The following is a 20979-nucleotide window of genomic DNA, read 5'->3' on the forward strand; positions in this document are numbered from 1 at the left end:
TTCCACCGATTATTTTGTCAGCTTTTCGACGGCATCTTCAACGATCAACGAGCTGCCAATCGGACCAAAACCTTGAAACCACAGCTCATAGTCAACCTGATATACATTCCCTTCCCGCACCGCCGTTAAGTTTTCCCAAATGCTGTTTCCTTCCACTAATTCAAGATTCTCTTCTTGATCACTTAACAGAAAAATATGATCGGGATCAATCTCCGGCAAAATTTCAAGCGAAATAGGAGCAAATGTATCTTCATTACCCGGAAAATCAACAGGTGGCTGCAGAGCTAAATCGCCATAAAGCACATCGAAGTTTTTCTGACCGTAATAACGCAGCTCTTTATCAGTCACTCGTAAAAACATCACCGACTCCTGACCGATAGCCCGTTCAATCTCCTGTTTCGCTTCTTCCACCTGCTGATCATATGAGGCAATGACCTGTTCGGCTTTTTCCTCCTCGCCGATAATCCCCGCTGTTTCGATAAACGTTTGGCGCCAATCCTTGATCCCCTCTTCCGTTTCCACGACATCTAATAAAATCGTTGGGGCAATTTTCTCAAGACTGCTATAAACTTGATCAAGGTTTGGCAGCCCTAAAATTAAATCCGGCTCGGCCTGTAAAAGCGCCTCAAAGTTCGGCTCGGTAAACCAACCGACACTCGTCGTCCCTTCAAGCTGATCGGCATAGTACCACGTAAATTCCTCAGCATCCGGTCCAGCTGTCGATACAGCGATCGGCGTTATCTCAAGCGCGAGCAGGAAATCAGTAAAGCGTGGAAAGAGAGAAGCAATCTGCTTTGGCTCTCCTTCAACGATCGTTTCCCCCATATGATGGACAATCGTTTTCGCTGTTTCGTCAATCTCCGGCTGTTTAGCTCCCTCGCCCACTGTTTCCCCCGGGTCAGTGTTTGGCTGTTTTGCCGTCCCCTCATGTTGTTCCGTTCCACACGCAGCTACTACCAATAAAAACAAAACAGCCAGTCCAAGCGCCATCATTGTCTTTTTTACATGTATCATGACTATCCCTCCATGATTTAATTGAAAATGATAATAATTATCAATTAAAGTGTAACGAAGCGTTTCTCCCACGACAATGGAAAGAATCATCAAATATCATGGACAAATTTATCATCGATCCTTTTTATCGCCGTCATTCGTTCAACAATTTGGTCTAATGCCTCCGAATTGACCAGCGGCGCGTGAGAATTAAAGCGGTCCTCCAATTCATACACCTGAGCTTGCTTAACCGCTGGCAGTTCCCTCCACCAATTGCTTTGGCCCAGCTCAGTCAGCTTTCTTTCCGCCGCCTTATCCTGACCTGCCAGCAAAATGATATGCGCTGCCTGATAATGAGCTAGCTCGTCGCTATTCACTGTAATAAAATGGTCTTCGGGGCTGATTTCGTTCGGCATGGCGAGTCCTAAATCCTTATAGAGTACAGCTCCAAGCTGGCGTTTTCCACCATATACACGAATCTCCTCCTGAATAATGCGGATGAGCAGCACCGACTCCCCCGCGGCTAAAATTGGATGAAGCTTCCTCCGGGCTGCGGCCGCCTGTTGCTCATAGTCAGCCAGCCAGCTTCTCGCTTCTTCCTCCTTGCCGATTAGCATAGCAAGCCGCTTCAGCAGCCGCTTCCAATCATCATCCCAAAAGGAAGCAGTAGGGGCAATTTCCGTGTAACGGTCCGTGCAGCCACGATGAATGCGCCGATTATCCGTTAAAATCAAATCAGGCTCCGCTTTTACTATCGCCGTTTTGCTTGGTGTATACAGTGCACCAACAATCTTCGTCCCCTTCAACTGCTCGGCGATATGCGGCGGATAGCCGTTAATATTGTCGGGCTTATCATAGGCCGTCGTCGCGACTGGCTTGACACCAAGCGCAAGCAAATAATCACTGAACGAGACATTCAACGTAGCGATCTTCGTCCGGTGTTTGTGCACATAAACTGTCGGCGTTACTCCGACAATTTTTTTAAAGACACGGCTAAAATAAAGCTCATCCTGATAGCCGACGCTTTTCGCAATTGTTTTTAGACGATGATTGCTTAAAACAAGCAGCTCCTTCGCCCGGTTGATCCGCAGCTTGGTCAAATAATCAATCGGTCTCTGTCCGGCGACCTTCTTAAACTCCCTCGAAAAATTAGATGTACTCAGGCCAGCCATTTGCGCCAATGCGTTCATTTTCAACTCTTCCATATAGTGCTGTTTCATATAGTGCATGACCTGCGTCACGCTATACTCTGTCCTCCCCAAATAAAAGGACTGAAGCTGGTCTTCGGCGATCGTCCATAGTACTTCTTGAAAAAGAATATTTTTGCGCATAGTAGCCAATCGCTTTTTCTCTTGATGCCATTGCTTGATTTGTTCGAGCAGATGGATGATTTGCGGCAAACATTGGATCATCACTTCTTCCTGAAAAGGAAAGGCTTGCTCTTCTTGATCAGCATCACCCAGCGCCTCGTGATCATTGTGCACCTCCTGCATAGCAAAAGGCAGCAAATAATATTCAGCCTGACTGTCAGCCGACCCTTCAGCGGCAACCATCGTTCCTGGCTTGATAAAGTAGACCTTTCCCGGCTCTGCATGGTAGGTCATTTTATTGATATGCAGCAATGCTTTTCCAGCCACCGGACAGCACATCGTCAATCGATGGACAAGGCGGGGCTTAAGCTGCCAATCGTTGATCTCCTTTACATGAAACATTTTGGCCAGCCTGACATACATATGTGGCAAACGGTTCAGGAGGTCGTCCATGTTCATCGTGCGCTCACCTCTTGATTGATTTTGATAATCATTTTCATTTATAGCTTTAGTTTACCATACGCTTCTCTGTCTGTCGTACAGCGGGTTGACAGCGGCCTCAATCTTCTTTAAAGTAAAACCTAACACAAACGAAAGGGTGAGCCTACGACAATGAAGTTTTAATCCTATTTTATCGAAAACAAGGTATTGGGAGACAGGAATAAGTAGTAGGAGCAGTCTGCTTTTTTCCGTCTTCGCAACGCTGTTTTCAGAATAGGATTCGCTTCAGCACATGGGCTCTCAGGCCGAAAACCGGGTATGGATTCATGCCCGTGTTTCGCTGGCTGTACCCGTATACCGGGCTGTCTCCTATTCTGTTCAGCAGATGGGAGACTTTTTTGTCTCCCGAACCGATAGCAAAGGAGATGAAAATATGCATTTGATCGAGGCGCAAAAGATAAAGCTATACGCGAAGGACCGCCTTTTACTTGACATAGAACGGTTACAGATAGAGGCCGGAGACCGAATCGGCCTTGTCGGACGAAACGGCAGCGGCAAGACAACGTTACTACACGCGCTTGCCGGTGAACGCCGGCCTGATGCCGGGGAGATCAAAGCAAGGGCAACAAGACGGCTCCTGCCCCAGCTTAAAAACACGAACACGCATAAAAGCGGCGGCGAAGTCACCCAGGCTTACATCCAGGAAGCGGTGGCCGCCGCACCCGCCCTGCTGCTCGCCGATGAACCAACGACAAATCTCGATACCGCCCATATTGAATGGATTGAATCAATCCTGCGTGAATGGCAGGGAGCCTTCATTCTCGTTTCCCATGACCGTGCCTTTCTCGACGCTCTCTGTACGAAAATATGGGAAATTGAAGATGGCAAACTGGCAGAATACAAAGGCGGCTATTCAGATTACGCCGCGCAGAAGGAGCTTCAGCGCCGCAGCCAGCAGCAGGCTTATGAGCAATATCAGAAAAAGAAGCGGCAGCTGGAAGAAGCGTTGAAGGAGAAAGAACGCAAGGCAGCCCGCGCCACGAAAAAGCCGAAGCGGGTCAGCGCCTCCGAGGCAAGCATCATCGGCGCCAAGCCGTATTTCGCCAAAAAGCAGAAAAAGCTTCAGCAAAACGCCAAAGCGATCGAAACACGAATTGACCAGCTCGAAAAGGTGGAAAAGGTGAAGGATCTGCCGGCAATCCGGATGCAGGCCGCGGATGAACCGGCGCTCAAAAAGCAAATCATCATCCGCGCTGAACAGGTCGAGGGTGTCGTTGGCGGCAGGACTCTTTGGAACAAGACGAGCTTTTACGTCCGTGGCGGCGATAAGCTGGCGATCCTCGGCGCCAACGGAAGCGGCAAAACGACACTCGTCAAAAAAATCATCAACGGGAGCGATGGCATTACGATTTCCCCTGCAATCCGCGTCGGCTATTTCAGTCAAAACTTGTCGACGCTCGACACTGGGCAAACGATCTTAGCCAATGTCAGCGAGAACTCCCCCTATGAGGAGTCGTTCATCAGGACGATGCTCGCCCGCCTCCTCTTCTTTCGCGAGGACGTCCTGAAGCCGGTCTCCGTCTTGAGCGGCGGCGAACGGGTGAAAGTCGCCCTTGCCAAACTGCTGGCAAGCGGCTGTCAGGCACTCATTCTGGATGAGCCGACGAATTTTCTCGATATTGCGTCGGTTGAAGCGCTCGAAAGCCTGTTACAGGAATTCAGCGGGACCGTCATTTTCGTCTCGCACGACCGGCAATTTGTCGCCAATATTGCCACCCGCCTGCTCGTTATCGAGAATCGTACGATTACCGCTTTTGATGGGAGCTACCAGGAGTATCGGGAGGCACAGGAGAAACCGCCAGCCACATCCGACGCCGACGACCTGCTCGTCATCGAGCAAAAAATAACCGAGGTGCTCAGCCGCCTCAGCCTCGACCCATCGGAGGAGCTGGAGACGGAATTCCAGCGGCTTTTGCAGAAAAAACGCGCCCTGATTCATGAAAGCTAACAGGCTGTCTGAGTCGCTGAATCATCAATTGCAGCGACTCAGGCCTTTTTTCTGTTTATGATCAGTACCGCAATCGAACTGGGGAAATGTCTAAATCTATTGACATATTTGCCGAAGTTGTTACAATCAACATGTCCAATACTTTAGACAAAGGTGATCTCCATGAAAAATAAACTGAAAGCAATCCGAAAACAGCTTGGGATAACCCAAGAGCAACTTGCGAAGGAATGTGGAGTCGTACGACAAACGATTAATTGTATCGAGAATGATAAATATGATCCTACGTTGGAAGTAGCATTCAAATTAGCGAAAACTTTACATGTAAAGGTAGATGAGTTGTTTATTTATGAATAAATTTCATTCAAATTATATGATCACAATGAAGGATATTGTGCGCGAAGGAACCCCGATTCTCCATCAAGCAACAGAGAATGTAAGGATACCGCCTTCCACAGAGGATAAAGAAACATTAGGCTGCATGATGCGCTTCTTGAAAAACAGTCAAAATCCGCAATTAGCAAAAACATACAAGCTTCGGGCCGGTGTGGGTCTATCAGCGAATCAGATCGGCTTGAATAAACGGATGTTTGTCGCCTATTTAACAGATGAGAAGGGGCAAGAACATGAATATACCTTTCTCAATCCGAAAATAATGAGTCATTCTCTGTCGATGATTTATTTGCCGCAAGGAGAAGGCTGTCTCTCTGTTAATCGCAAGATAAAAGGGTTTGTTCCAAGATATGAGCGGATTAAAGTGAAAGGATTTAATATAGAGGGAGAAGAAATAGAAGCAAAGCTCAGTGGGTATCCCTCGATTGTCATTCAACATGAAATAGACCATCTAAATGGAATTATGTTTTATGATCGTATTCATAAAGAGCATCCATTTAAACTGCCGGAAAATAGCAAGAGTTTATACGAATGACAAAAACATTTCAGTAGAGTTTTCTCCCCTAAAACCGCTTATGAAAAACGCGTAGTATCCTTTCTCGACTGAACCCGAAAGTTTTATCCTTTCTTATCTTTTAAAAAAAGGAGAACTCGCATGATCGATGCCCATATCCACCTCGACCACTATGACTCACACAATCTGTATGATGAGATTGAACGCTGGCACGAGGCTGGCATTACCGGCGTAATTGCCGTCAGCAAAGACCTGCCCTCCTCCTACCAGACTCTCGCCCTGCAGCAGCGCTTCCCGGATTTTGTCCACGCCTGCATCGGATTCCATCCTGAATATCCGCTGCCCGGTGCCAGAGATTTTGCGGAGTGGCGAAGACTGCTGCAAGCAGAGCGCGCGCGGATCACGGCAATCGGAGAAATCGGCCTGCCACATTATGAACTGGCGAATTTGCCAGACCGGCTTGAGGATCACCTCGCTTTTGTCAGTCAGATCCTTGATGAGGCTGTCGCTCACGGGCTTCCTGTCGCCCTCCATGCTGTTCATGACAAGGCGGCGCCCATGCTCCAGCTACTGCAAACGAAGGGCATCGCCGAAGCGCATTTTCACTGGCTGAAGGCTCCGCCAGCTGTCGTCCGTCAAATAGCCGCTGCCGGCTACTACATTTCACTGACCCCGGAAGTCTGCTACCGCCAGCGTGACCAGCAACTGGCCCGCCTCGTGCCAGCCCGACAACTACTGATTGAAACGGACGGGCCATGGCGATATGACGGGCCGTTTTCCGGTCAGGAGACGACACCGCTTTTGCTACAGTCTGTCGTCCAGCAGCTCGCCGCCCTTTTCGGAACAGCGGAAAGCACCATCCGCGCGCAAATCATCCGCAATACGCACAGCTGCTACCGGCTTGAGCCTCGCTTCACCTCATAAGCTGCTCAAGCTCTTCCTTTGTGTATTCGCCGATAATCCCCGGCTTTGTGAGTAAATAGTTTATAATGTCAGTATGGTGCAGCCCTTCAATGGTCTTCAATCCTTCGATGATCATTGAGACGTATGGCACAGAAGGCTTCGTGAACGCGACGTTCAGCCCCCAGTCAGCTGTAAACGTGAAAACTGGAATGCCATCATGCTGTCCAAGATGAATAATCGTTCCATACCATGATTCGCGTACTTTTTGATAGCGCCCGCTAATGATCTCGTCAAAATTCAGCTCCAGCTCCGCGCCATTATTCTCCTGTTTGACAACATCATGAAATTGTTCTGCTGTAATCAAATAGCGTTTGCTGAACGTCTGGGCATCCTCCTCCTCGTCCAAGCCGATAAAGGCCACTCCCTGCTTCTGCCACCGGCTTGAACGTTTCGCGAAATAGAGCGGGTAATGGATGATATCAACCTCTTCCTTAAGAGGAGGGGTCTTGTCCCGGCAGCCAACCTCGGTCTTCTCAGATCCCTTCGGCCTGCCTCCCTCGATGTAGCACATAAAACGTTCCCTGTTCAAGTTCGAGCCGTAGCTCGCATACCAGATATATGTTTCTTTCATAGTAAGTACATGCTCCTTTCTTTAAGAAAACCGCATAGCGGCTTTTTTTAGAAGCACTGTGCGGAGCCGTTACAACGATCTTTGTTCTCGATGAAAGCGGGGTTCTTTCAGCGAGAACGTAACGTGCAGAGCCAGTGCCCCTCCTTGTCATTCACCTAGATCATTGAACAAAGGGTGTACCAAAAAATTACTTTTCTTTTGGTACACCCTAAAACGGCCAATAGATCTGTGCTTATGCTTCCATCTCATCTATACTTCCCCCAGTGTCGCATTCACCCTGACATAGCTTACTTATATTCGGTCATAAAATTTAGAGGTTATCTTTAAGCTCCTTATTGGAAAGTTCATCATCAATCGCTTGAACAGCGACCTTCATTGCTTTCAACCTTCTTGCCAAAAGCGTTCTTTGGGGACTGCCCACCCTTGACTTAGCATAATTGTTCTCGATTGACGGGAATAAACCAGTAAGAACCTTACGGGCTTCTGCTACATCTGCCTCGGTGTATGGATGAAGCTGCTGAAAAAGTACGATTTTCACTTTTTCAACAGCTTTTTCGTAATGAGCGTAGCCGTTGCCTGATTTTGAAAGCCTTGCTACGAGTGGGTTTCTCGTAGCAAGGCGCGCAACGCGCGGAGCCATTACTCTTCTTCGAGTTACGGAAAAAGAGGTTTTTCAGTGGCCTCGTATGGATGAGGGTTTTCATACCACCTGTCTTCCAAGACTGCTAATCCGACGGAAACCGCTTTAAATCGTTTCTGTACCAAGGTCGTGTTTGCGCCCTTTTGAGTCATCTGGGACATGTCGTTTTCTAGTTTATTCCTTGTCGATAACAAAGACTTTACCGATTCCAATTTATCTTCATTGGATGCATTATCCATACTGGCATTGTCCTTTCATGCTCTTCTTATTCTGGAACTTCTGTTTGAAGTGAGGTAATCTTTTCTAACTTAAAGGATACCATTGATCAATCCAATTCCATACATTAAAGCAGACAAATGAGACGATAAAAAAGCCTCGTCTCTGATTTCGAGACAAGGCACTACTGTAAATCACACAAGGCATTTCATCTTTACTCGCTTTTCTCCTTCTCCTGATCATCCCAGCTTTCCAGATTAGAGACACCTTGAATGCTGTCGCGGTAGAAAACAGGATCAATCCCGTTGCGAGCCTGGTCCTGGAAGTGCTTCAGCGCCTTGAAGGCAATCGGCGCGAGCAGGGCAACAGCAATTAAATTGACAACGGCCATCGAACCCATAAAGAGATCGGCCAGCGCCCAGATGATCTCGAGATCACTTGTTGCGCCTACGACAATCATTGCGAGGAAGGCGATGCGGAAAAACAACAGATAAATCGGCTTTTCAGTAATAAACTCAATGTTAGCCTGCCCGTAATAATAGTTTCCAAGCAAGGAGCTGAAAGCGAAGAAAAAGATTGCCACCGTCACAAAAATCGTCGACCATTCGCCTATATGAACAGCCAATGCCGTTTGCGTCAATTGAATTCCTTCCATTTCCCCGACCGTATACACATCCGTCAGCAAAATAATAAAAGCCGTCGCGCTGCAAATCACAATCGTATCGATCAACACACTTAACGACTGAATCAGCCCCTGCTTCACCGGATGACTGACGTAGACCGTCGCAGCAGCATTCGGCGCGCTTCCCATTCCCGCTTCATTGGAAAACAGGCCCCGCTGCACACCGTTCATAATCGCCGCCCCAATTCCACCGCCGATCATTTCTTCCAGCCCGAAAGCATGAGAAAAAATTAGCGCAAACACAGCCGGCACTTGAGAAATGTTCATAAACGTAATGATTAAAGCCGCAATCACATATGTAATAGCAAAAATTGGTACAATCACTTCAGCGACAACCGCAATCCGACGCACTCCGCCAAAAATAATAAACGCCATCAAAACTGCGATCACAATCCCAACGACAGCCGGATTTACATCATAAGCGCCGGCAAAAGCATCGGAAATCGTATGCGTCTGAACTCCATTGAAAATCAACCCAAAACAGAGAATCATTAAAATCGCAAAAAGAATCCCCATTCCCCGCGAGCGAAGTCCTTTTTCCATGTAATAGGCCGGGCCGCCGCGAAAGCCATCCTTATCCCGCACTTTATAAATTTGCGCCAGCGTGCTCTCGACAAACCCGGTCGCCGCTCCAATCAAAGCAACAATCCACATCCAAAATATTGCTCCCGGACCACCGACCGATATCGCGATCGCCACCCCGGCCAAATTTCCTGTACCGACCCGCGCCGCCGTACTGATCGCAAACGCTTGAAACGGCGTCGTTCCTTTTCTCTGCTTAAATGCTGTCCGGTCCGTTCCTTCAATGAGTTCACGAATCATCGTCGGCAGCAAACGAAACTGAACAAAATTCATCCTAATCGTTAAATAAAACCCCAAAAGCAGAAGAAAGCCTACGAGCACGTATGTCCAAAGAATGTCATTCCCTATGCCTATCCATTCAGCCAGCCACGTATCGGTTGAAAACCACTCTTCCATCCCCTCATCCTTTCAAATTAACGTAAAAAATCCCACTCTATTCCTTCCCTCTTTCGCCGGCTAGTAAACCCTTTCCCATCCAGCGCGTCAAGAAGAGGCCGGGATTGAAAGGTTGTTCTTCCTTTTTCACCAGCCTCTTCTAAGTATGGAATTTAAATCCTGTAACAGTCAAGTTTTTTTACTCGACTTCCAGCCTTGCTGTTATTCTTTTACAAACTCCTTTGTACTGCGCACCGTATCAATCGGCCGGACCATGCGTTCAATTTGCTCCCGTTTCCCTTCCAAAAATGGCGGGAGGGAGAGCTTTTCTCCAAGAGTTTCATATGGCTCGTCGCCCATAAAACCCGGCCCGTCCGTCGCCAGCTCAAACAAGATTTGCGGCGCAACCCGCGCATACAACGATTCAAAGAAGAAACGGTCGACATATCCCGATGTTTGCAGTCCAAAGCGGGGCAGTCTGTTAATCCATTCCTCCAGCACGCCCCGGTCTTCCACCCGAAATGCAACATGGTGAACTGTACCGAAGCCTTGACGCGCCTGAGGAAGTACCGTGTTATGCTCCACGATGATCTGCGCCCCGTTTCCGCCTTCCCCTACCTCAAACAGGTGGAAAGAATCCTCCTGGGCAATCTCTTTAAACAGCATTACCTTTTCGAGCAGCTCTTTAAAAGCATCAAAATTAGCGATTCTGATAAAGATCGGGCCAAGCCCTGTAATCGCATATTCCAATGGAACCGGCCCCTTTTGCCAAGGCGTACCGGATACTACACCGGAGTTGTTTTCATCTGAAATGAGTTGATAATGCTGATCATCAAAATCAACGAATGACAACGTCTTTTTACCAAACTGCTCCTTGATTCCCGTATGCTTCACTTCCAGCCGGTCAAAACGCTTTACCCAATAATCAAGCGCCGCGTCGCTCGGAACACGGAATGATGTTTTTGAAATCTCATTCGTTCCATGAGAACCTTTTGGAATTCCCGGAAAGTCAAAAAACGTCATATCCGTTCCCGGACTTCCTGTATCATCGGCAAAAAACAAGTGATACGTTCGAATATCATCCTGGTTAACTGTTTTCTTTACGAGGCGCATGCCAAGCACATACGTAAAAAACTGATAATTTTCTTCCGCGCTGCTCGTAATCGCCGTAACGTGATGCACCCCTTTTAGCTCGTTCATCTCCATTACCTCCATATCATTTATCTCGAATTTGAAATAATTATATCGCTTTTGTCTTTTTCTGTCAACCTGAAGGACCGGGAACGAGGGGACACTTGATTTTGACCATGAGTTAAAGAAGCGGGCCATCGTGAGGCTGGGACAAAAGGTTGTTTTTTTCCCAGCCTCTAAGCAATGAGCGGAACCGCCATGATCTTTTAAAGCCCGTTGTGAGTGGGTTTCTCACAACGGGCTTGTGGCGTGTGAAGCCATTGCCAGTAGGTCCAAAGCTAGTTTTGTCTCAAGCTCAGGCTTTCTTTTAATAAGAGGCTTGTAACGTGTGAACATGCTCCAGCGTTGCCTTAACCTGATCATACTCCGCCCGCAGCTCGGCCGGAATGCGCTCCCGCCCGATTCCCTCACTTGTATTGATGCCGCTTTTCGCCATAATCGTTTGGTGCTTCATCACCGCCTCAATATAGGCATCCATTTCTGCCTCTGTCAGCAATGTTTCCAGCACAGGAAGATCATTCAGACGGTCAAAATAAGGCTGCGCTGCTATTAAAGTCGCTTTTTCTGCTTCATATAGATCAGCTGGCAGCTGGTCGTAATTGATATTTCCATAGGGATCGCCATACTCCATCTTGGCGTTGATAATCGAACGCGCCAGCTCTTTAAATGTTTCATATTCTTCCTGACCGAGCACGCCCTTGGCTTGCGCCAGCTTGGCATCAATCAGCAAATAGCTCTTCATCGTAAAGCCGGCAATATGCTTCTGGACAGTTTCGAATGAGCCGTAAACGTCATCGGCCAGCAACATTTGATACGCGAACGCGCCAGTCGGCAAAACAATGAGCGCCGCCAGCAGCAAACCAGCCACACGCTTTGGAAACTTCCGGCTTACCCCCGCCCGCCGCAGCACTTTTTCTTTTAACTCCGACGGCGCTTCTATTTCCTCTGCCTTTCTCTTCAGTACGTGACGGATACGCTCCTCTGTATTCATTGAACATTCCTCACTTTCTTAGCATCGTTTTGCCTGATCTCTTCTTTTTGCCGAAGCTTTTTCAAGGCCGCATGAACGCGGGATTTCACCGTTCCAAGCGGGATATCAAGAATACCGGCAACAACCTCCTGAGAATAATCGTTTAAATAGTGGAGAATCACGACCTGCTTCAGCTTAAATGGCAGCTGTTCAATCGAGCGGAACAAGTCATCATTAGCAAGTCTCTCCGCCTGATTATAAAGAAGGCTCTCCTTGCCTATTTCCTGTTCCTCCACCCGCCTTATCGTCCGCAGCCTCATCCACTTTTTCCGGCGGTACGCATGAACCTGCTTAATCGCAATCCCGAGCAGCCACGGCTTGAACGGCCGCTCCATATCGTACTTGTCCAATGCCTTAAAAGCCTGAATAAAGCTATCCTGCACGATATCATCAACATCCGTTTTATTGTCTGACAGGAAATGAACGGTTTTGTACACATCCTGGACGGTCCGCTCATACAACTCGCTGTAAGCCTCCTGTCTACCCATCCGGATTTGCCTGACGAATACCGCCAACTGCTGCTGCTCATCATCCAAAGCTCTCCCCTCCTTTTTCTTTTTTCACTTCATATTGGTCAGATCCGGTCGATTTCGTTCGTTTTTCCGAAAAAAAAATTTATGTAATGTGTTCATTTTAGCTGAAAACGGCAACGAGAGCTTGAGACAAAACTAGCTTAGGGGCTGGGCAAAAGGTAAAAAAACAACCTTTTGTTCCAGCCTCTCGCCAGGTAACGAAAAGCGTTATATCAATGTTTCAAACTCATTCTCTTCTGTCAGCCAAGTCGTCACTTCAGTGAGCGGACGGCGTTTTCCTTCATGCGGCTCCCGCTTTGGATAGCCAAAATAGAGAAAGCCGGCAATTTCTTCATGATCGCCCAGGCCAAACAGCTTTTTCATCGTCGGGTGATACGCCGGAGCCCCGGTGCGCCAATAACCGGCTACGCCAAGTCCATGCGCGGCAAGCAGCATATTTTGAATCGCCGCGTAGACGGCGCCTGCCTCCTCCAGCTTCAGCGCCTTCGGATTGTCGCTCGGACGGATCGCAACGGCGATGATCACAGGTGCACGAAATGGCTTTTCGGCGACCTTCTCTAGTTTTTTCTGATTTGTTTCGCTCGTTGGATCGTCCATTTCTTCCTTAGCGATCTCAACAAGTGCGTTCCCAAGTGCTTTTCTTGCTTCCCCCTCGATGACGAAAAAATGCCACGGCTCTGTCCGGTAATGGCTCGGAGCCCACGTTCCAGCTTCAATAATTTTCTCGATCGTTTCCTTTTCGAGTGGGTTTTCCTTCACAAGTCCGATACTTCTGCGGGAGCGAATTGCTTCCAATACGTCCATCGTGATGCACCTCCTGCATTTACTTTTTAAACTAAAATGTATAAAAAGTAGATAGTTAAATTAGACCATAAGAAAGCCGGAAATGCAATTAGTACTACTTGAGCCATCCAGAGCCGCCGCTCTTACTCCTGCTCCCTTTAGACTTTCATTGTCGAGGTTTTAACTCGTCTTCTCATGGTTATCAGTGTAGTAATACGCAAAGAGGAGGACAAATGCCCTTATGTCACCAGAAGTCGTCGGATTCAGCTTTATTATTCTAGGTATCTTGTTGATCATCGGCAAATGGATACGTGTGTTCACGCCGTTTTTGCAGACAATTTTTATCCCGAGCTCGATCATCGCCGGTCTGCTCGGCTTACTACTCGGTCCGGAAGTGCTCGGCCGTTTCTTTCATCTGTTTGACGAAGGCGGCCTGTTTCCGGAAGCGATGATTTCCGTTTGGGAAACGCTGCCCGAGCTTTTGATCAGCGTTATTTTTGCTTCCTTGTTCATCGGCAAAACGATTCCTTCGCTAAAAAAAATATGGCGGATTTCCGGCCCGCAAGTTACGTTCGCCCACATTCTCTCATGGGGGCAGTATGTCGTCGGCTCGCTGCTGGCCCTGCTGCTTTTCATTCCTTTGCTCGGGATGAATCCAGCTGTTGGCGCGCTGCTGGAGATCAGCTTTGTCGGCGGGCACGGAACCGCTGCCGGCCTATCCGGCACATTTTCTGCGGTCGGCTTTGAGGAGGGCAGGGACCTCGCTGTCGGCTTAGCGACAATCGGGGTGCTGTCAGGAGTCGTCCTCGGGATGATTTTGCTGAATTGGGGGGCGCGCAACGGCAAAACAGAAGTCTTGCAAAGTCCTGATGACATTTCAACCGAGCAGAGAAGGGGCCTGATCAAGCAGGAGAACCAGGAGGACGCTCCTGCCGGCCATCAGACTACCCGTCCGGAAGTCATTGAATCATTTACCGTTCACTTCGCCTACATCGGCATTGCAATCGCGGTCGGTTACGTCATTCTGCAAGGACTGATTTTCGTCGAAGAGATGCTCTGGGGAGACACGATTGAACTGCTTGTTCATCTTCCCCTCTTTCCATTGGCTATGGTCGGGGCGGTCATTGTTCAGCTGATCGTAAGCAAGGTTGTAAAGCGCAGTATTCTCGACCGCGGTCTGATTAATCGCATTCAGGGACTAGCTCTTGATCTGTTAATTGTCGCGGCGATCGCGACATTGTCCCTTTCCGTTTTAAGCGACTACCTGCTGCCTTTTCTCATCATGTCAGTAGCGGCAATCGCCTGGAACGTCGTCGCCTTTCTGTTTATTGCGCCTCGCATCATGCCGGATTACTGGTTTGAACGGGCGATTGGCGATCTTGGTCAGGCGATGGGGATGAGCGCGGCCGGGCTATTGCTGATCAAGCTGGCCGACGCCCATGACGAAACGCCGGCAAAGGAAGGATTCAGCTACAAACAGCTGCTGCTTGATATTTTCGTCGGCGGTGGAATCGTCACCGCTGCGTCCGTGCCGTTAATCGTCGCCTTTGGACCCGTCGCCTTCCTCTGCTTCGCCGCCGTCATCATGGCCGGCTGGCTCGCCCTCGGTCTGTTTCACTTCAGGAAGATGGAATAGAGCCATGTCCCGCAATGAGCCGAGTCGCTGCAAGGAGCCTGCAAGAAACAGACTTCCTTTGGCGGCGCCCGGCTCACTTACAAAATCGGCGAAAGCAGCCGGGAAATTGATTCCTTAAAGCGGATCACCTTGGAGCGCTCATTATATTTGAGCTGAGTCAGTTCAGTTGAGACGCTGACATCCTTCTCAAAATAGCCGACGAGCTTCTGGGCGACTTCGATATCGTAAATAAACGCATTTACTTCAAAGTTCAGCTTGAAGCTCCGCATATCGATATTAGCTGTCCCGACCGAGCTGACTTCGCTGTCGATGACGATCATTTTCGCGTGGATGAAGCCTTTTTCATAAATATAGACCTTCGCTCCGACCTTCAATAACTCACCGACATGGGAAAGCGTCGCCCAATAAACAAAAGGATGATCGGGACGGTTTGGAATCATCAAGTGAACCTCTTTGCCTGATAAGCAGGCAATCCGCAACGCATCCAGTAAGCTTTGATCAGGAATGAAATATGGCGTTTGAATATAAATCGAGCGCTTCGCCGACATGATCATTTTGATGTACCCGTTTTTGACCTGTTCCCATTCGGCATCCGGACCACTTGATACAATCTGAATCATCGCCCTGCCGTTTGTCCGTTTCTCCGGGAAGTAGCTTGGGTCATAATGAATCAAATGCTGCTTTGATGCCTGATTCCAGTCGAGGATAAATCTCGTTTGGATCGCGTCGACAGCCGGTCCTTTGATCCTAAGATGCGTATCGCGCCAGTAACCGAATTTCTTTTTTAGGCCAAGGTATTCATTACCGACATTAAACCCGCCAATATAGCCGATCTGGCCGTCGATATTGACCAGCTTCCGGTGATTGCGGTAATTCATCCGGAAGTTGATCAACGCCAGACGGGATGGAAAGAACACACCAACCTCCCCGCCATGGGCGACGACCTCCGCGAAATTCTTTCTTCTTAGTTTTCGCGAGCCCAGATCATCATACAATACCCGGACTTTGACCCCTTCCTTCGCCTTTTTTTCAAGAGCGCGAATAATTCGTTTCCCTAACTGATCATTTCTAAAAATATAATATTGTAAATGAATAAAGTGCTCTGCGCTTTCAATGTCCGCTAACAGCGTCTGGAATTTCTCTTCCCCGTCGACGAGGATATCGACCTCGTTTTTTTCGGTCAGCAGGGCATCATTATTAATTAAATGCATATAAATCAAGTCGCGGTACCGTTCCATTTCCGGCTCATCAAATGAAATAGTTGAATCCCGCATTTGCTGCATCTGGCTGGCGATCGCATCTTCAATTCCGATTTTTTGCATATCCTCCCAGTCAAACATTCTTCTCCTCGTTAAGTTCTGCCCGAGAAACAGATACACAATAAAACCGAGAAATGGGATGAACATCAAGATCATCAGCCAGGCCCACGTCGCCCCCGCATCCTTTCGTTCAATAAAGATGATGACGACCGCAAAAAGTAAATTGACAATAAAAAGAATGATCCCCATCATCATCATAAATAACTCCATCGTTTCTCCCTACCTTCCATCATCGCCACTTCTTTTCGCGCACCATTCATTGTCACGATTCGACATACAGACTGATTATACCACGGGTCATACAAACAGTGGACGAAATCAAAAGAAGGCTGGCCGATAAGGATAATGTACCCTAATCGGCCAGCCTCGTATGCTTATATATTTTCCTGCTTCAAAGTATCAATAATATTTTCTTTCCTAATTTTTGCAATGGAATAGAGCATCGCCGCCCCGACAATCGCGAAAACCGCAATCACAACATAGAGCATACTGAGCCATGGCAGGCTGAAATCGTACGCAAACGTATGATTCACGGAGCGGTGAATCAGATACATCACAAGAATGCTGAGCGGCAACCCGTACAACAGCGCCTTCACTCCGTAGAAAATACTTTCATAATTGATCATTTTATTAAAGGACTTCGGCGTCATGCCAATTGATTTCAGCATCGCGAATTCCCGCTTGCGCAAGGCAATGCTCGTCGAAATCGTATTGAAAATATTCGCAACGGAGATTAGCGTGATCAGCGTAATAAAGCCGTAGGTGAACACTCTCATGATCAGCACCATCTGCTGCTCCTGCTGCCTCATCTGGTGGACGTTGTAGACGTAGAACGAGGATCCCCCAAGTTCATCGATCTCCTCCTGGGTCGTCGCCGGATCACTTGTTTGCAGATGCAGAGTCGTCGTCATCGGCATATTGGTAAACTCGTCGGTCAGTCCGTCAAACACCTGCTCGGATACGACGATATTCAAGCTGCCGAGTCCATTCATCACTGCCCCCATCGGCTGCTCGTCGGTCAGCGCCAGCACTTCCACAGAAATAGCATCGATTTTTTCAGCCTGATCGCCAATCCACTCTTCATAAAATAAATCGAATGTCTCGCCAACCGCGGTCTGAATTGCTTTCGTTTCGACAAACTTTCCCTCATCGTAGTCAGTGTAAGAGATCGTATCGACAGCGATCGCTTTCAGGTTGCCCTCTTCCATTAACTGTTCCGGATCGATTCCGACCTGCTCGGCATAAGCAGTCAGGCTCGGCTCATCCAGGGCAATAACATTCATCGCATAACGATACTCGCCCTCCTCAAGCTGATCGGGAATTTGCTTTAGCTCCTCCGCGATTTTCGTTTCATCCACCATTGCTGACAGATAAATTTCTTTCCCAAGGGTGTAGTTCGTCACATCTCCAAGTGAAGGGATTTCATCCAACAGCTGCCGGGATTCCTCGGTCTCCTGCGTTTGCTGGACGCGAATATCAAAATCCACTCCATCCTGGGACATGTCCACTGATTTCACTAAGCTGTCCGTAAAAAACGCCACCGTCAAAAATAAAACAATGCTAATCACAAGGGAAAACACCGTTACTTGGTACCTGCGTTTATGGCGCTTTAAATTTTTCAGACCGATATCCGCTTCCACTCCGAACACGTTACGGATCAGAAATGATGTTTTGACCGCTTTGCCGCTCAGCTTGACGTCCTGACTTTGACGAATCGCATCAATCGCCGAAATGCGGGAAGCCCTTAGTGCCGGAATATAGGTCGAAATAAAAATCGTCGCGACCGAAATCCCTGCCGCTGTCAACAAAGAGCCCGGCGTGACGACAAGGCGCAAGCCGTTGCCAAGATAAAGCGCCTCCTGCAAAACCCCGTTAATAAAGAAGAAGGTGATGCCAATTCCCACGACACCGGCCAGAAGCCCGAGCGGGATGCTGACAAGACCGATTAAAAATCCTTCAAAGAAAACCGAGTTCCGCTTTTGCCGCTTTGTCGCTCCGACGCTCGAGAGCATTCCTAAATGGCGGGAACGCTCGGACACAGAAATCGCGAAAGCATTAAAAATTAACGCGACCGAGCCGATGACAATGACGGCAATGATGATGCCGAGCAACGAATAAAGGGTGCGATGCAGGTTGTCCTGGTCCGTGACGCCATAATAGCGCAATAACTCGCTATGATAGCTGACATTGCTAATGTTATGCGCCTGTGCCAACGCCTCCGCCTCAGCAAATAAAGCATTGCTCACGTCAGCAAGAACGACCGACGCATCAACAGGATCCGCTTCCGTCACGCTTGCCGGATCGACGTAGGAAATAACGGTATAGCCCGGAGACCATGACGGTTCCCAATGTGGGCTTTCAATCACGCCGACGATCGTATAGCTTCGTTCCTCCTGATTGATTAATGTCTCGACATTTTCTCCTTCTTCATTCATCACGAGAGAGGTTGTTTGACTAAGTAGCTGCTCGCTTGCCTGCCCTTCCGCAAAGCGCTCCCCGATCTCAAGTGTCAGCTCATCTCCAATTTGATACGATACTTGCGCGTTTTTCGCGATTTCCTCAGAAATGACGATTTCATTTTCAGTCTGCGGGAGACGACCCTCCTTCACGTTGACCGAGAATCGCTCAAAGCCTTCTTCATCCAAGTCCTTGACGAACAAATATGGTTTATAGCGATTTGCCGGACTTCCTTCAAGCCAGGCATAACCCCTGTCTCTTGAAAGAGACACTGCCTCCGTGTTGTCCTCGGCTTTAATCACTTCCAGCTGTGCTTTGTCCACTTCATGATAAGCAACATGCCACTCGCCATTCCTGTCCATCGTCTCGCGCTGAAACAAATCCATAAAGGACATGCCGAGTGTGGCGACCGCGGTCACCATCGCGACGGAAATAATCGTTCCGATAATCGTGACAAGGGTCCGCCTTTTATTTTGCTTTAAATGACGAAAGGTCACCTTATTGACGATGTTCATGGACGGATCACCTCATCCTTGGCGACCTTCCCGTCTTCGATGGAAATGATCCGGTCAGCCTGAAGGGCAATCCGGTCATCATGCGTAATCACGACAAGCGTCTGGTTGTATGTTTTGTTAAACATTTTTAACAGGTCAATGATTTCGCGGCTGTTCTTGCTGTCTAAATTTCCCGTCGGCTCATCTGCAAGCATAATCGCCGGGTTGCTGATTAACGCCCGTCCGATTGACACACGCTGCTGCTGCCCGCCCGACAGCTGATTCGGCAAATGCTGCAAACGCTCCTTCAGCTTCAAAATGCCAACGATATCGTCGAATTGCTTCTGATCAACCTTATGATCATCAAGCAAAAGCGGCAGCGTAATATTCTCTTCCACCGTTAAAATCGGGATCAAATTGTAAAACTGATAAATCAGGCCGATTTGTCGCCGTCTGAAAATCGCCAGCTGCGTTTCATTCAATTGGTACATATCCGTGTTATCAACGAGCACTTTCCCGCTTGTCGGCCGGTCGACGCCCCCGAGCAAATGCAGAAGCGTTGATTTCCCCGAGCCTGACGGACCGATAATCGCGACAAACTCACCTTTTTGGACAGAAAATGAAACATTATCGAGCGCTTTGACAGCCGTTTCCCCTTTTCCATACACTTTCGAAAGATTTTCGATTTTTAAGATTTCCATTAATAGACCTCCACCTGTTTCTTAGATGGTTCTAAGTATAGCGGCCTCATATGACTGTGAAGTGACTGCCAAAGTGACAATTTCGTCACCTCGCTGCCGGCGACCTGCTTTTAAGCGAGGGGGCAGTCGATTCATTCAAAAAATTTGCTGGTTATTAATGCTTATAAAATTTCAGCATGAAAGTCGTCCCTTTTCCAGGTTCGCTCGTCACTTCAATATCGCCGTTTTGACTTGTGATAATGCTGTGTGCCATCGCCAGTCCAATGCCGATGCTGCCTTCGCTGGCATTTTTTCCTTTATAAAACCGTTTGAAAATATACGGAAGGTCATCCTTGGCAATCCCTTTGCCATTATCGGCGATGATGATTTCACTGTAGAGCGCATTGTCGGAAAAGGACACGGCAATCTCTCCTCCCTCTCCTGTATGCTCCACCCCATTTTTCAAAATATTAATCAACGCTTCGACCGTCCAGTTCGCGTCAACACCGATTGAAACTGCTCCGTCACCAGCAAGCCTTAGACGCTGTTCCTTAATATCCATCGGAATTAACAGCGGTTCAACCGCCCTGCTTATCAATTCCTCCATCGCAATCGGCTCTTTTTTAAAGTGAATCGTGCCGGCATCGATTTTCGACAGTTTTAATAAGGATGAAACGAGCCATTCAATCCGTTCAAGCTGAATGCGGATATTATTTGTAAATTCCGCCCGTTTTTCAGTCGAGAGCTCGGCGTCGCTGAGCAAGTCAGACATGACCATCATCGACGTTAACGGTGTTTTTAATTGATGAGAAATATCCGAGATCGCATCGGTCAGTTTGCTTTTATCACGGGCCAGACTGTTTCCTTGCTCTGACAGCATTTGTGTCACTTTATATATTTCGTTTTTCAGCAGGCTCAGCTCTCCCTCTTCATTATCGCGGACATCGAGCGCGTAATCGCCCGCCGTGATCTGCCGCAAATAGCGTGAAAGCTTTCCCATCTCCCGATAGCGCCAGCGCGCATACACAAGATTGCTGACGCACAGCAGCAAAGCGGCAACGGCCACTACACTTGCCGCAATTGCTGAAAAAAAGCTCACCACGCCAACGGCAATGGTGCTGAAGACGACTTGAAACAAAACAAAATAGCGGAACTCGCGATTTCTGAACAT

18 protein-coding genes and 1 pseudogene are annotated in these 20979 nt (G+C 48.3%); 5 read left to right on the forward strand and 14 right to left on the reverse strand.

Features of this window, described 5'->3' with window-relative positions; translation table 11 throughout:
• Window positions 1-9: 9 nt before the first annotated feature.
• On the reverse strand, window positions 10-1014 hold the full coding sequence (locus ABMB67_RS10720; protein ID WP_354572051.1) for an ABC transporter substrate-binding protein: 1005 nt from the start codon (window positions 1012-1014) through the stop codon (window positions 10-12).
• A gap of 89 nt (window positions 1015-1103) precedes the next feature.
• The gene (locus tag ABMB67_RS10725) at window positions 1104-2762 is read right to left on the reverse strand and encodes a helix-turn-helix domain-containing protein (protein ID WP_354572052.1); all 1659 of its coding nucleotides are present in this window, start codon (window positions 2760-2762) and stop codon (window positions 1104-1106) included.
• Between the two features lie 415 nt (window positions 2763-3177).
• On the opposite strand from ABMB67_RS10725, the gene ABMB67_RS10730 reads away from it, so the two are divergent.
• The 4 genes from ABMB67_RS10730 to ABMB67_RS10745 all read left to right on the forward strand — a co-directional run bounded on the left by ABMB67_RS10730 (window position 3178) and on the right by ABMB67_RS10745 (window position 6580).
• A complete protein-coding gene (locus ABMB67_RS10730; protein ID WP_354572135.1) occupies window positions 3178-4752 on the forward strand; it encodes a Vga family ABC-F type ribosomal protection protein in 1575 nt (524 codons plus the stop codon).
• Between the two features lie 162 nt (window positions 4753-4914).
• On the forward strand, window positions 4915-5106 hold the full coding sequence (locus ABMB67_RS10735; RefSeq protein WP_251223513.1) for a helix-turn-helix transcriptional regulator: 192 nt from the start codon (window positions 4915-4917) through the stop codon (window positions 5104-5106).
• The gene (gene def, locus ABMB67_RS10740) at window positions 5099-5677 is read left to right on the forward strand and encodes a peptide deformylase (protein WP_251223514.1); all 579 of its coding nucleotides are present in this window, start codon (window positions 5099-5101) and stop codon (window positions 5675-5677) included. Before ABMB67_RS10735 ends, def begins: the two co-directional genes overlap by 8 nt.
• 120 nt (window positions 5678-5797) lie before the next feature.
• Window positions 5798-6580, forward strand: coding sequence for a TatD family hydrolase (locus ABMB67_RS10745; protein ID WP_354572053.1), 783 nt, complete (start codon window positions 5798-5800; stop codon window positions 6578-6580).
• Here the strand turns inward: ABMB67_RS10745 and ABMB67_RS10750 are convergent.
• From ABMB67_RS10750 to ABMB67_RS10785, 8 genes and pseudogenes are all read right to left on the reverse strand, one after another.
• Entirely contained in the window at window positions 6570-7190 is a 621-nt protein-coding gene (locus ABMB67_RS10750) for a hypothetical protein (protein ID WP_354572054.1), read from the reverse strand. The genes ABMB67_RS10745 and ABMB67_RS10750 overlap by 11 nt on opposite strands.
• Before the next feature lie 310 nt (window positions 7191-7500).
• Window positions 7501-7830, reverse strand: a complete 330-nt coding sequence (locus ABMB67_RS10755; RefSeq protein WP_354572055.1) for a hypothetical protein — start codon at window positions 7828-7830, stop codon at window positions 7501-7503.
• A gap of 32 nt (window positions 7831-7862) precedes the next feature.
• Window positions 7863-8069: pseudogene (locus tag ABMB67_RS10760) on the reverse strand (hypothetical protein); the annotation flags it as partial.
• 191 nt (window positions 8070-8260) lie between these two features.
• The gene (locus ABMB67_RS10765) at window positions 8261-9706 is read right to left on the reverse strand and encodes an alanine/glycine:cation symporter family protein (protein WP_251223518.1); all 1446 of its coding nucleotides are present in this window, start codon (window positions 9704-9706) and stop codon (window positions 8261-8263) included.
• Window positions 9707-9907: 201 nt separating this feature from the next.
• Window positions 9908-10885 carry a ring-cleaving dioxygenase gene (locus tag ABMB67_RS10770; protein WP_354572056.1) on the reverse strand — a complete coding sequence of 326 codons (978 nt, stop codon included), beginning with the start codon at window positions 10883-10885 and terminating at the stop codon, window positions 9908-9910.
• A gap of 298 nt (window positions 10886-11183) precedes the next feature.
• Window positions 11184-11867 (reverse strand): DUF3600 domain-containing protein, encoded by a 684-nt coding sequence (locus tag ABMB67_RS10775; protein WP_354572057.1) that lies wholly within the window; start codon window positions 11865-11867, stop codon window positions 11184-11186.
• Window positions 11864-12394, reverse strand: a complete 531-nt coding sequence (locus tag ABMB67_RS10780) for a sigma-70 family RNA polymerase sigma factor (protein ID WP_390188864.1) — start codon at window positions 12392-12394, stop codon at window positions 11864-11866. The genes ABMB67_RS10775 and ABMB67_RS10780 overlap by 4 nt, the downstream gene beginning before the upstream one ends.
• 252 nt (window positions 12395-12646) lie before the next feature.
• Window positions 12647-13243: a nitroreductase family protein gene (locus ABMB67_RS10785; protein WP_354572058.1), complete on the reverse strand. Its 597-nt coding sequence runs from the start codon at window positions 13241-13243 to the stop codon at window positions 12647-12649.
• A gap of 220 nt (window positions 13244-13463) precedes the next feature.
• Between ABMB67_RS10785 and ABMB67_RS10790 the strand changes: the two genes are divergently transcribed.
• Entirely contained in the window at window positions 13464-14858 is a 1395-nt protein-coding gene (locus ABMB67_RS10790; protein WP_354572059.1) for a sodium/glutamate symporter, read from the forward strand.
• Window positions 14859-14935: 77 nt separating this feature from the next.
• Here the strand turns inward: ABMB67_RS10790 and cls are convergent, their stop codons facing one another.
• From cls to ABMB67_RS10810, 4 genes are all read right to left on the reverse strand, one after another.
• The gene (gene cls / locus ABMB67_RS10795) at window positions 14936-16387 is read right to left on the reverse strand and encodes a cardiolipin synthase (protein WP_354572060.1); all 1452 of its coding nucleotides are present in this window, start codon (window positions 16385-16387) and stop codon (window positions 14936-14938) included.
• 164 nt (window positions 16388-16551) lie between these two features.
• The gene (locus tag ABMB67_RS10800) at window positions 16552-19149 is read right to left on the reverse strand and encodes an ABC transporter permease (RefSeq protein ID WP_251223526.1); all 2598 of its coding nucleotides are present in this window, start codon (window positions 19147-19149) and stop codon (window positions 16552-16554) included.
• Window positions 19146-19829 carry an ABC transporter ATP-binding protein gene (locus ABMB67_RS10805; protein ID WP_251223527.1) on the reverse strand — a complete coding sequence of 228 codons (684 nt, stop codon included), beginning with the start codon at window positions 19827-19829 and terminating at the stop codon, window positions 19146-19148. The genes ABMB67_RS10800 and ABMB67_RS10805 overlap by 4 nt, the downstream gene beginning before the upstream one ends.
• 154 nt (window positions 19830-19983) lie before the next feature.
• Window positions 19984-20979, reverse strand: coding sequence for a sensor histidine kinase (locus ABMB67_RS10810; protein ID WP_354572061.1), 996 nt, complete (start codon window positions 20977-20979; stop codon window positions 19984-19986).

Origin of the sequence: Halalkalibacter oceani (genome assembly GCF_040544555.1) — a bacterium.
GTDB classification, from domain to species: Bacteria; Bacillota; Bacilli; order Bacillales; family Bacillaceae_D; genus Halalkalibacter; species Halalkalibacter oceani.

Bases quoted from the DNA above. Each gene is read 5' to 3' on its own strand.
- ABMB67_RS10720 (WP_354572051.1), bottom strand. From the start codon at position 1,014: ATGATACATGTAAAAAAGACAATGATGGCGCTTGGACTGGCTGTTTTG.
- ABMB67_RS10725 (WP_354572052.1), bottom strand. From the start codon at position 2,762: ATGAACATGGACGACCTCCTGAACCGTTTGCCACATATGTATGTCAGG.
- ABMB67_RS10730 (WP_354572135.1), top strand. From the start codon at position 3,178: ATGCATTTGATCGAGGCGCAAAAGATAAAGCTATACGCGAAGGACCGC.
- ABMB67_RS10735 (WP_251223513.1), top strand. From the start codon at position 4,915: ATGAAAAATAAACTGAAAGCAATCCGAAAACAGCTTGGGATAACCCAA.
- def (WP_251223514.1), top strand. From the start codon at position 5,099: ATGAATAAATTTCATTCAAATTATATGATCACAATGAAGGATATTGTG.
- ABMB67_RS10745 (WP_354572053.1), top strand. From the start codon at position 5,798: ATGATCGATGCCCATATCCACCTCGACCACTATGACTCACACAATCTG.
- ABMB67_RS10750 (WP_354572054.1), bottom strand. From the start codon at position 7,190: ATGAAAGAAACATATATCTGGTATGCGAGCTACGGCTCGAACTTGAAC.
- ABMB67_RS10755 (WP_354572055.1), bottom strand. From the start codon at position 7,830: ATGGCTCCGCGCGTTGCGCGCCTTGCTACGAGAAACCCACTCGTAGCA.
- ABMB67_RS10765 (WP_251223518.1), bottom strand. From the start codon at position 9,706: ATGGAAGAGTGGTTTTCAACCGATACGTGGCTGGCTGAATGGATAGGC.
- ABMB67_RS10770 (WP_354572056.1), bottom strand. From the start codon at position 10,885: ATGAACGAGCTAAAAGGGGTGCATCACGTTACGGCGATTACGAGCAGC.
- ABMB67_RS10775 (WP_354572057.1), bottom strand. From the start codon at position 11,867: ATGAATACAGAGGAGCGTATCCGTCACGTACTGAAGAGAAAGGCAGAG.
- ABMB67_RS10780 (WP_390188864.1), bottom strand. From the start codon at position 12,394: ATGGGTAGACAGGAGGCTTACAGCGAGTTGTATGAGCGGACCGTCCAG.
- ABMB67_RS10785 (WP_354572058.1), bottom strand. From the start codon at position 13,243: ATGGACGTATTGGAAGCAATTCGCTCCCGCAGAAGTATCGGACTTGTG.
- ABMB67_RS10790 (WP_354572059.1), top strand. From the start codon at position 13,464: ATGTCACCAGAAGTCGTCGGATTCAGCTTTATTATTCTAGGTATCTTG.
- cls (WP_354572060.1), bottom strand. From the start codon at position 16,387: ATGGAGTTATTTATGATGATGATGGGGATCATTCTTTTTATTGTCAAT.
- ABMB67_RS10800 (WP_251223526.1), bottom strand. From the start codon at position 19,149: ATGAACATCGTCAATAAGGTGACCTTTCGTCATTTAAAGCAAAATAAA.
- ABMB67_RS10805 (WP_251223527.1), bottom strand. From the start codon at position 19,829: ATGGAAATCTTAAAAATCGAAAATCTTTCGAAAGTGTATGGAAAAGGG.
- ABMB67_RS10810 (WP_354572061.1), bottom strand. From the start codon at position 20,979: ATGTTCAGAAATCGCGAGTTCCGCTATTTTGTTTTGTTTCAAGTCGTC.